The sequence below is a fragment of the Streptomyces sp. BF23-19 genome (assembly GCF_041106355.1).
GTDB classification, from domain to species: Bacteria; Actinomycetota; Actinomycetes; order Streptomycetales; family Streptomycetaceae; genus Streptomyces; species Streptomyces virginiae_A.
Genome location: NZ_JBGBPT010000151.1, coordinates 1 through 9,803, shown reverse-complemented (window position 1 = coordinate 9,803; position 9,803 = coordinate 1). Strand labels below are relative to the sequence as shown.

Below are 9,803 nucleotides of genomic sequence, written 5' to 3'. Positions count from 1 at the left end.
TTCGTGCTCGCCCTCGGATCCGCAGCGCACGAATGGCGACTGACGGCCCGCAGCCACTGGCGGCTGGGCCCCGCCGAGTGGGTGCTCCTTGCCGTCGCCCACCTGTCCCTGCTCGCCTCACTGGCGATGGTCTCGGGATTCCAGCCTCAGTAGTCACCCTTCCCGGACAGGCAGGTCCAGCCCCGTCCCACGGGCCCTGAGCCAGCGCCCGCCGCTGGAAAGCCGGCGACGGGGCTGGAGCCTCACGGGCTCGCCGCAAAAATCCACGGCCTCGAAGGCCGTGCCGATGTGGTCAACCTTGCGCAGCGCTTTCGGGTGAGGCCGGCGGGGGCGTTGTCGTCCCAGCCGTCCTCGCGCTGCCGTAGCCGAGCATGGAGCGGGAGTGCCGCGCCCAGCCGCCCTGGTCGGCGATGGCGATGGCGTCCTTGCCCCTCTTGCGGCCGGTGGAGGCGAGGCCGATGCGCAGGGAGTGGCCGGTCCAGGAGATCGGCACGCCGGCGCGGGCGGAGATGCGCTTGACCGCGCGGGTGACGGAGTCGGGGACCAGCCCGCCGGTGATGTGGCCGTGCCGGTCGATGCCGACGAAGGCCGGGGTCGACGGGTCAGCCCACGCGGTCCGTGCTCGGCGACCAGGCGCTCGCGGTAGGCGGTGTACGCGCGGACTGGGTAGATTTCCGGCATCCTCCCCGAGGGCCGGGGAGCTGGTGTCGGTGGTGGATGCGTGGGCGGCGATCGAGAAGGCCGTCCCGCGCGAGAAGCTCGCCGAGGCCCTGGCCGTCATCGCCGAGGTCGTCCCGGACGGGGAGGGCCACGAAGACGCGGAGCGGCGGGCAGCGCTCGCCACCCGCTACGGCACGGTTGGTCGCGCAACGTGGCCGCATTCTCAGCCTTGCTGACTTTCCGGACGGAGCGACGGGAAGTGCTCGTACATGCAAGCCACAGGCGCTGGCGATGCAAGGCAGAGGTCAACTGCCGTCACCGGGATGCTGGGCACCGGCCTACTTCCTGCAAGAACGAGGGCTGCATTCAGTATGGCCAGCAATTGTGCGTACGGGTCTTCTTGATTCATGTTCTCACTGGGCGGATTATCTTGGGTCGGAGCAGTGATGGTGAGAAGCGGGGATTTTCGGTCGATTGCCTTGCGTCTTCTTCCGTAGTGTCCTGGGGGCGGCCGGTGTCCGTGCGCGGGTGACTGGCGTCCTCGTTCGTGATGCCGGTGTCCGTGCGCGGGTGACTTGGCTCTCACGCCTTGTTCCGGCCCCACTTTTCCGGTCTGAGGTGGTTCCACTGAGCGGGAGTGGGAGCTGTCGGGACGGCTTGCGGTGGCTCCGGCTTCCGGTCTGTTCTGGCCCCGCTCACGGGTTCTATCGGTCGAGGAAGCGGGGGTCGGCCGTCTGGATGTAGTGGTTGAGGAGTTCGCGGTTGTGGAAGGCGGAGTGCAGGAGGACGGCCAGGTCCGTGAGGGCCTTGAGGTCGAGGCTTGTGACTACGAAGGTGCCGGCCTCTGATCCGAAGAATTGGAGCTTGTCGCCGTTTTCGGGCATGTGGGAGTGGGCCAGCGACTGGGCCAGGCCTTCCCAGCCGTAACCGTGGCATTCGGCGTTGTGTTCCTCGAAGACGTCGGCGACCTGTTCCATGTCGCCGTCGAACAGATAGAGGCAGTGGGAGCCGTCGGACTCACTGTGTTCGTCCAGGTGGAACGGGGCCAGGGCTGATACGTCGGTCATGCCGTGATGGTAGAGATGGCCTTGTTCCCAGGCTGGTCCGGGGCCCGTCAGGCTGAGCGGGTATGCGTCCTCTCCTACCTGGCCTTGGTCTGGGCGAGGCGGTAGGACTCGGTGCCGGTCTCGATGATCGCGCCGTTGAAGGTGAGCCGGTCGACGATGGCCGCGCAGAGCCGGGGATCGGTGAACGTCTTCGTCCAGCCTCCAAAGGATTCGTTGGAGGCGATGGCGACACTGTTCTTTTCCTCCCTCTCGGGCGGTGCCCAGGATGCGTACGCCGATCGAATCCGGGTCGGCGACGAGGGCCCGGTCGGTCTCCAGCCGCTGAGGCGAGAGAAGGGTTTCGTCCCGCCAGGTGATCGGTCTGGGGCTGAGTCCGGACGCAGTCCAGGCGCGGAAGGCGTGCGGTGATCTCGGCGGCAGTTTGGTCGAGGTCGATGGCGTGGTCCATGAAGTGATGTTCGCTTGGTGGAGCTCAACCGCGAAGTGCTGGCTGTGTTCTGGTGACAGACGACATGAGTGAGGTACACACGGTTAGCAACCACAAGATCAGTGCCAGAGCCCACTTCCGTGTCGCCCGACAACTTCATCCGTTTTCGGTGGTGTGCGGATGAGATGCTGACGGGCCGTGCAGCTCCGTGCGAGGGTGCGTGAGTCAGAAGGCGCGGTTGGCGTTCGTCGATCTGGCGCCGCGACGCGGCCGGAGAGTTCCGGCTCTACTGCCACCAGGCCACGCCGCTCCCGGACGGGACGACCCAGCAGGCCTGATCCGAAGCGAATCGTCAGACAGGCCCCTATCTCCTGCTCCACCCCGGTCGCGGGATCCCGGCCCTTCCGTGTGCCTCTTGGACGCGGTGGCCGATGTCGGCCTGGCTGATCATCTCGTCACGCCCGGTCAGGTGTGGGGGTGGTGAGAGTTTCCGGTGCGCGCCCCGCCGGCGCCACTGTCGGTGGCGGCCGTTAGGATCCGCTGTTTGTTCGATCAAGGCAAGCAGTGGGGGCGTACCGGGAATGAGTGGGCAACTGAGAGAGACCGCATCGGAGTTGGCGGGTCTCCTCTGGCGGGAGCACACCGTCTACCGGGACCGTGCGGGCGGTGTCGTGATACGCGGAGAGCATGTCCAGCGTTGGATCAGCCTGGCTCCTGGCGGCGGGCGGGACGAGGTGCTCGTGCGGGCCGGGAGGATCCTCGACGGCGGTACGACGGCCCCCGCTCGCGCCGAGGCGGTGGCGCGCCTGTGTGCCGGGAGTGGCGAGCTGGCCGCGGTCTGCCGCCGCCTGCTGTCCGAGACCGCCGTCACCCCGACGGCTCTGCCGCGTGGGAGCGGGGGCGTACAGCGGAAGCCGCGCGGGCGGGCCGGCACGCGGGGCAGGCACACCAGCCTGGCATCCTGGGCGGTTGTCGCCGCTGTGGTCGCGGTCATCGGCATCTGTCTTGCGAGCACGACGGGAAGGATCTGACGGTCGGAGCGGCGATCGGACTTCCGCCGACCACCAGCCGGTCCGGGCACGAACAGCGGCCGGCAGGTGGCGTAACCGTCATCGCCGACGCCGCCGAGGCGGGGGACGACACCGTGCGACTTTCAGGTCTCCCCGTTCGACTCCACCGCCTACCAAGCCCAGTTCGCCGACGAGGGCCCTCTCCCCGCTCGAGCAGCAGATCGCCGCTCTCCCGCCACGCCGGGGGTGGAGGGTGGAGGGTGGAACGGGTGTGGGCACCAGACGCGGACTCCGATGACGTGCGCATTGCCGCGTACGAGAAGGCCAGCGTCACGATCGGCGGCCACGGCCTGCACCCCCGCGGCTTGGATACCTATGCCGTCCTCGCCTCCGAGTACGCCAGTCTGGCCGAGGGGGACGACTTCAGCGGCCCTGAGGACGCCATGGGTCTGGACGACCTCACCGGCGACCTCGACACGGCCCTGGCGTGATGGGGGAGAGGGGCAGCGCCGCCCCGTGTCCGGCCGTGCGGGCCAGGTTCGACGGGGTGCTCGTGGTCTTCCGAGACCGCGGCGGGCGAGGCCCCGGCGGGCCGGGTGGTGACGGGGTGGACGGTGACGCATCCCGAGGCCGCGAGCAGCGGGGTAAGGAGCAGGGGCAGGGATCAGCGACGCCATGCCGCCACCGTGCAGCACAAGCCCCGCAGGGCGCCTCTGACGGGCCTGCTGCGCCCCCGGAACGATGACGGCCGCCGGTGGAGCCGATGCTGGCGCAGGCCGCGGAGGCGCCACCGCTGGACCATCGAACGCACCATGGCCCGGCTCGCCGGCTGCCGCCGCCTCCACCGCCGCTACGAGCGCAAAGCCGAGCATTTCCTTGCCTTCACCAGCATCGCCTGCTCCCTCATCTGCTACCGAAGACTGACCCAATTGGATGCCGTCTTAGGCCGTAGAACACCAGCAGGGGGCGGGTTTGCGGACCCACGCCCTCAGCCGCCCTGAACATCTGCTGCGCCTGCTCCAGCGCCGTGGCGTACGTCTTGGCCCGCGCCCCACCGCTCGCTCTACCTGGCCGGCTGGAGCGACTGGCCCGCAGCCTCTCCCATGCCTCAAGAGGGTCGATCCGCATGTACATGGCGGGACGCTATCCAACAGCTGGTGCCGTCGGAGGGCGTTCTCACGGGCAGCCCAATCGACCGGCGACTGCAACGTACCCGCTCGGTCGTGCAACACCGGCACTGCAACAAGCCTGCGCGTTGCAGCCCTGACCTGCGCAAACGCGAGCCCAAAGCCATCAAGGATCTGTGTTGCAGCCTGTGTTGCAGCGCCGTCAGGTGCTGAAAGGCAAGGCGAAGGCCCCGGGGGTCACGACGTCCCGGGGCCTCCACTTCGCTGACCTCCCAGCTCAACGACGGGCGAGGTGGCGTGTCACGCCCAGTCGACGCCGAGCTTGGCGCGGCGTGCTGGTCGGCGGTGAGCTTGTAGCGTCGGCTCTTGGTGTTGGAATGGTGTCGGCGACCGTGCCCGGGCGGAGCCATACGGCGCTTCCCCACCTCAACTCCTTGTCGGGTCACGACTCCACGCTACGAGGGAAGCACACCGCCCCGATGAACGGCGTACGGCTTTCTCGGTGCGCTCTGAACGCAGGACGCGCTCGCGCCGGCAGGAGTTTCGTGACGTGGGCGGGGGGTTTCGTGACGGCCGTCAGGCGCCGGCCCGTTTCGTTGCGTCTCCGGGGGGCCTTCGCGCACGGTACGCGCGGGAGCGGCACTTGGGGGAGCAGTAGCGGGCCGGTCGTCCGGTGGCCTGCCCTGCCGGCAGGGCTTGGCTGCAGGCCAGGCACTCGGCTGCCGGGCCGGACCGGGCGGTGTCCGGGGCCGGGTGGGCAGCGGCCACCGGGGTGTTCGGCGGGGCTGCCACCGGGGCCTCGATTGCGGGCGGGGGTACGGGTGCGGGCGGGGGTGCCGGGTGGTGGGTGAAGAGGCCCTGGCGTTCGGCGATGACGCCCGCTTCGAAACGGCTGTGTGCGCCGAGGGTCTCGAGGAGTTCGGAGACGTGTCGCCGGCAGGTGCGCAGCGAGATGCCGAGGCGGCGGGCGATGGTGTCGTCCTTCAGGCCCTTGGCGAGCATGACGAGGATGGTCTGCTTCATGGTCCGGGAGACGCCGTGCGCGGCCTGGGGGCCCGTGGCGTAGGGCGTGGCCTGGGCCCAGTCCCGTTCGAAGACGTCCAGGAGGTACGCGAGGAGGTCGGGTTCGCGGATGATCAGGGCGCCGCCGGACCGGGCGGGGAGCAGGGCCAGGGCCCGGTCCACGATGATCATCTGGGGGAGGACTTCGGGCAGGGTGCGGATCTGGGCACCGGCGGCGACGAGGTGTTCGGCGTGGGTGCGGGTGGGCTGGTCGAAGCGGGTGGCGTGCTGGTAGAGGCTGCGCATGCGGATGCCGCGGGCGAGTAGGGCCAGGTCGCGCGGGAGTGCCTCGCGCAGGGCGGCCACGGGGAAGGAGCCGCCGTGCTTGGAGACCAGGACCTCGCTGCGGCAGGAGTCGATGACGTCGGTGAGCAGCGTGCGGACGGCGAACTTGTCGGGCAGGTGGTCGATGGTGCCCTGGGGGAAGGCGTGCTGGCGGGCCTGGAGGTAGACGGGCATGAGGGCCGCGAGCCCGTCGTGCTGCTCCTGGATCTGCCGGCGCTGGGTGCGCAGGGACTCCTCCTGGGCGCGGAGGGCGGAGTCACGGTCGGACAGCAGTTGGCTCGCGGCGGCCTGCGGGCTCACCGGCTGCCAGCGCACACCGGGATCCCCGGGCGCGGCGGGGAGTTCCTGGAGGAGGCAGGCGTCGAGGAGGGAGTCCAGCGCCTGCCGGCTCTCGTGCTCGCCGATTCCGGTCTCGGCCGCTGCCCGGGGCAGGTCCGCGGGGGTGAGGCTTTCGTGGACGACGGTCCAGCGATAGAGCAGGACCGCGGCGCTGTCCAGTTCGGGTATGCCCGCCGCCCCGCCGCCGACCGGTGATTCGGCCATGGAACCCCTCCTAAAAGTGCATGGCACACAGATGATGCCCCTTAGGGCTGCCGCGGGCGGCGCCGGGTCGGCACAGTGGTGATCACAGCCGGGATATGCGGCTGGCGGACGGAGCACGACACCGGCGGACTGACCGCCGCCGGGCTACAGCAGGAGTTGACGCACATGCGGGGAAACACGACCCGGGCACTGGTGGCCCTCGTACTGGCCGCGGGCATCGGGTGGGGCGGCGCCGCCGCCTCCGCCGCTGGGGACGGGCCGGCCGGGCACCGGGTCCGTGCCGACGCGGAGCTTCCCGGGTGGCTCGACCCCGGCAAGGACTGCATCGTGACCACCGCCTGGGGCGACGCCACCTGCCCGGCCCGGGAGTACTAGGCCTCCCCTGAGTACCGGAGACGGGGGCGGCGGGTCCTATCCGCCGTCGGTTGGGTGGTCGTGGGCCCTGTCCCGGTTCGGTGGAAGTGAGAATTCCATTCTTCGTTGATCGGTCAGCTCTGGGAGTCGTGAGTTGCGGAACTCGTGCGCCTGCATCGGAGGCCAGAGTGCGCTCTTCCTCGCGTTTTTGTACTGAATTGGAGAACAGGCATGAGTCCTACCCGTCGTGACGTCCTGAAGTGGGCAGCCGGAGCCGGTGGCCTGGCCGCTGCCACCACGCTCGGCCTCCCGAGTACGGCAACTGCCGCAAGCTGGTCCGCACGGTCCTGGATGGGACAACTCTCCAACAGCCTGCCCGTCACGGGGCTGACGATCCCCGGAACCCACCAAACCTGCGCCAACAGTGGCTGGCCCGCCGCCAAATGCCAGGACTGGGACCTGGGGACACAGCTCGGCAACGGCATCCGCTTTCTCGACATCCGTTTGAACGGGTTGCAGGGCTCCGCGAACGAGATGGGTCTCTATCACGCCGCCTTTTTCATGAACAAGCGGTTCGCGGACGTCCTCAACGACTGCGACTACTTCCTGCGGAACAACCCGAAGGAAGTGATCATCATGCGGGTCAAGAACGAGAACTCGGGGGGCCAGGCGCTCGACGCGGAGGAGTTCAGGCGCCGCTTCAACTGGCACTTGGACGATCCGTCGATGCATTTCCGTCCGCGTTTCTTTACCGGCGACAGTTGGCCCACCCTGGGCCAGGCCCGCGGCAAGATCGTGCTCCTCACCGACTTCGACCACACCTGGACCGTCCTCAAGTGGGACACCCACTGCATCATCCAGGACGACTACAACGTCTCGGACGACGAGAAGAGGAAGGCGATCGTCCGCTGCTTCGACGCGGCGTGGTCCGACCGCACCACTTCCAAGATGTTCATCAACTTCACCAGCACCGCCAAGGGGCCCGTCCCCGAACCTTCCATCGGGGCCCAGAAGATCTTCCCGAGTGTCTACGCGTACCTGGAGCCCAGGAAGACCCAGCGAGCCCGCTTCGGCATCGTGCCCATGGACTTCCCCAACTACCGCCCCGACATCATGAAGCTCTTGATCGACAAGAACTTCGTATAAGGGACGCGGGGCGCGATCAAGGCCGGGGCGCGCCGGCCTGGCGTAGGGGACATTGAAGGGGTTCTCCCGGCGGGTGTGCAGAGTGGAAGGGTGCTGAGTACCGCAGTACCGTTCCACTCTCACCCGACCGGGCCTGCTGTGCCCGCGGCCGTCGGCCGAGGCGAGGACCGGGATGGTCCTGGCGGAGGCCCGGGCGGCTATCCCGCGCCGCCGGTAGCCACCTTTGGGCATCTGCTGCAACACCCGAGCCGTGTTGCACCCTTGACCTGCGGTGACAGGGCTGGGGGTCCGTCCGGGACCGCTGTTGCACCACGGTGTTGCAGCAGCCTGGCGCACGAGACCCCGAGGCCATTGCGGCCCTGGGGTCTCGCTACTCCAGCTCAGCGCCGAACCGGAGGCTAGGCCCAGTCCATGCCCAGCTTCTGCAGCTCGTCCAGCTGCTCCTGGGTGAGCTTGTCGCGTCGGGTCTTGGTGTTGGAGACCCATACGCCCAGCTTCACGATCACCGGCCCCGCCTCGCCGTGGGCCCTCGGGACCGGCCGGTGGGCGCCTTCCCCGCGCGACCCACTGCGCGAGGGCCGCAAGTCCCCGCTGGAACGCCTGCTGTGCCTTGCTCGGGCCCTTCGCCGCGGGATCGGCTTCGGGGGCGTGAGGAGGCGTCTGGTCGGGCTGTACGCCCAGCGCGGTCAACCGCTCCTAGCTGCTCGACCAGACGGTCATCATGACTGCGTAGGCCCTGGAGGACCGCTACAAGAGGGCGGAACGAGGCGCTGGCGACCATGTCGGTCGGGTCCTCCCCGGCCTCCAGGAACACGGGCACGATGATGCGCGCGACCTTGGTGGAGCCGTCCTTGTTGAGGCGGAGGGCGCGCCCGATGTTCTGGACGATCTCGACCTGGGAGCCGCGGTGTCGGCGAAGTAGATCTCTTCCACGCCGCGCTCGCCGGTGATGTCCACGCCCTCGCTGAGGACCCGTACGGACGCCAGGAACGCCCGGTGCGCGCGTCGACGCCGTTGGCGAACTGCCGCAGGATCTCCCTCCGCTCGGTCACGTGGTGGTCCCCGCACAACCATGCCGACCACACCCGGTCCGGCGGGACGTGGCGGCCGGCCTCCTGAAGACGACGATGCCCCAGGGCCTGGTCCGCGACGCGATCCTGGCGTCTCCGGCATGGCCGGACATAGCGGCCGCGATGGGCCGCCTCGACGCCCAGGGCATTGACGTCGCCCGGACCCTCACCGACGCCCACGAGGCTGGGGTCGGCGTGGACCAGGCCGTCGCGCGGCTGCCGCCAAGACACCCGCACCCGCCCCGGCCTCGACCGCCTCGGCGGCGATTGCCGTCGCTGCTCCCGCTCCCGCTCCGGCGGCTGGTGCCGCGGCACCGGGGAGGGACGTGCTGGCCGCGCGCATGGGTGTGGCCGGTGACCCGTGGGCCGCGCCTGCCCGTCGAGTCCCCGCTCCGGCCCCCGCCCCCGCTGCGCCCGTGCTTGCTGCTCGCGCTGCTGCGCCGCGGGTGCGGGACGCCGTCGATCCGTGGGCTGTGCCCGCGGGTACGGTCGCGAAGCGTTCCCGGGGCCCTGACGGCAGGTCTGGACGTCCCCCGCGACCTCGACTTCGGCGACCGGGCCCTCGCCCTGGAACAGCTGAAGGTGCACCCGGCCACGAACTCCCGGATGGTGTCGCTGGTCATGGACATCCTGCCGGAGCGGGAAGCGGGTCTCCTGGTCGGCTCACGCCGGTGGCCCCTGCTGGCCGCCCGTATGCAGAACATCCGCGCGAGCGACAGCACACACACCGTCGCCCAGCACCTGAACCGTCTGACGGTCTACTCCTCCTGGAAGCAGGCCACGGGCACAGCTCTGGTGGGCCGCCTCGTGGACGCGACCCTGAACGCCCTGACCACGCCGTTGGCCGCGCGGCCCGCCCCCCCACGCCGGCCCCTGGAAACACGCCGTCGCAGTGGCCGCGGCTTCGGCGTGGGCAGTGGGCGGTGGGGAGTGAGTCAATGCCGGCAGGTCGGCCGGACGTGGAGCAGTTCGGTACGTAGTACGGGTGTGCCGTCGACCGGTGCCGGGTCCTCCGCGGTCGGTTCGATTCCTCCGGCGGCGGTTTTGTCGAG

The 9,803-nt window shown here is 69.5% G+C and carries 7 protein-coding genes and 4 pseudogenes; 6 read left to right on the top strand and 5 right to left on the bottom strand.

All coding sequences use genetic code 11. The annotated features are described in order from the left end of the window. Positions 1-292 precede the first annotated feature (292 nt). From AB8A24_RS42080 to AB8A24_RS42070, 3 genes and pseudogenes are all read right to left on the bottom strand, one after another. Positions 293-781 (bottom strand): hypothetical protein, encoded by a 489-nt coding sequence (locus tag AB8A24_RS42080; protein ID WP_369479142.1) that lies wholly within the window; start codon positions 779-781, stop codon positions 293-295. 583 nt (positions 782-1,364) lie between these two features. After that, the gene (locus tag AB8A24_RS42075) at positions 1,365-1,727 is read right to left on the bottom strand and encodes an Imm51 family immunity protein (protein ID WP_369479141.1); all 363 of its coding nucleotides are present in this window, start codon (positions 1,725-1,727) and stop codon (positions 1,365-1,367) included. Between the two features lie 74 nt (positions 1,728-1,801). Continuing rightward, positions 1,802-1,978: pseudogene (locus AB8A24_RS42070) on the bottom strand (ATP-binding protein); the annotation flags it as partial. Positions 1,979-2,735: 757 nt separating this feature from the next. On the opposite strand from AB8A24_RS42070, the gene AB8A24_RS42065 reads away from it, so the two are divergent. The 3 genes and pseudogenes from AB8A24_RS42065 to AB8A24_RS42055 all read left to right on the top strand — a co-directional run. Beyond that, a complete protein-coding gene (locus AB8A24_RS42065) occupies positions 2,736-3,185 on the top strand; it encodes a hypothetical protein (protein WP_369479140.1) in 450 nt (149 codons plus the stop codon). Between the two features lie 278 nt (positions 3,186-3,463). Further along, on the top strand, positions 3,464-3,655 hold the full coding sequence (locus AB8A24_RS42060; RefSeq protein ID WP_369479139.1) for a hypothetical protein: 192 nt from the start codon (positions 3,464-3,466) through the stop codon (positions 3,653-3,655). A gap of 294 nt (positions 3,656-3,949) precedes the next feature. Then, positions 3,950-4,075 (top strand): annotated as a pseudogene (locus AB8A24_RS42055) (transposase); the annotation flags it as partial. A 792-nt stretch (positions 4,076-4,867) separates the two neighbouring features. Here the strand turns inward: AB8A24_RS42055 and AB8A24_RS42050 are convergent. Continuing rightward, positions 4,868-6,181, bottom strand: a complete 1,314-nt coding sequence (locus AB8A24_RS42050) for a LuxR C-terminal-related transcriptional regulator (RefSeq protein WP_369479138.1) — start codon at positions 6,179-6,181, stop codon at positions 4,868-4,870. A 165-nt stretch (positions 6,182-6,346) separates the two neighbouring features. Between AB8A24_RS42050 and AB8A24_RS42045 the strand changes: the two genes are divergently transcribed. Beyond that, complete coding sequence (locus AB8A24_RS42045) at positions 6,347-6,556, top strand: hypothetical protein (protein ID WP_369479137.1); 210 nt, start codon at positions 6,347-6,349, stop codon at positions 6,554-6,556. A gap of 210 nt (positions 6,557-6,766) precedes the next feature. Next, positions 6,767-7,681, top strand: a complete 915-nt coding sequence (locus AB8A24_RS42040) for a phosphatidylinositol-specific phospholipase C (RefSeq protein ID WP_266385271.1) — start codon at positions 6,767-6,769, stop codon at positions 7,679-7,681. A gap of 398 nt (positions 7,682-8,079) precedes the next feature. Here AB8A24_RS42040 and AB8A24_RS42035 read toward each other — a convergent pair. After that, a pseudogene (locus AB8A24_RS42035) lies at positions 8,080-8,799 on the bottom strand (Helicase associated domain protein); the annotation flags it as partial. Between the two features lie 306 nt (positions 8,800-9,105). On the opposite strand from AB8A24_RS42035, the pseudogene AB8A24_RS42030 reads away from it, so the two are divergent. Further along, positions 9,106-9,803: pseudogene (locus AB8A24_RS42030) on the top strand (hypothetical protein); the annotation flags it as partial.

Excerpts from the sequence above, each read along its gene's own strand:
- AB8A24_RS42080 (WP_369479142.1), bottom strand. The coding sequence starts at position 781 with ATGACGGCCAGGGCCTCGGCGAGCTTCTCGCGCGGGACGGCCTTCTCG.
- AB8A24_RS42075 (WP_369479141.1), bottom strand. The coding sequence starts at position 1,727 with ATGACCGACGTATCAGCCCTGGCCCCGTTCCACCTGGACGAACACAGT.
- AB8A24_RS42065 (WP_369479140.1), top strand. The coding sequence starts at position 2,736 with ATGAGTGGGCAACTGAGAGAGACCGCATCGGAGTTGGCGGGTCTCCTC.
- AB8A24_RS42050 (WP_369479138.1), bottom strand. The coding sequence starts at position 6,181 with ATGGCCGAATCACCGGTCGGCGGCGGGGCGGCGGGCATACCCGAACTG.
- AB8A24_RS42045 (WP_369479137.1), top strand. The coding sequence starts at position 6,347 with ATGCGGGGAAACACGACCCGGGCACTGGTGGCCCTCGTACTGGCCGCG.
- AB8A24_RS42040 (WP_266385271.1), top strand. The coding sequence starts at position 6,767 with ATGAGTCCTACCCGTCGTGACGTCCTGAAGTGGGCAGCCGGAGCCGGT.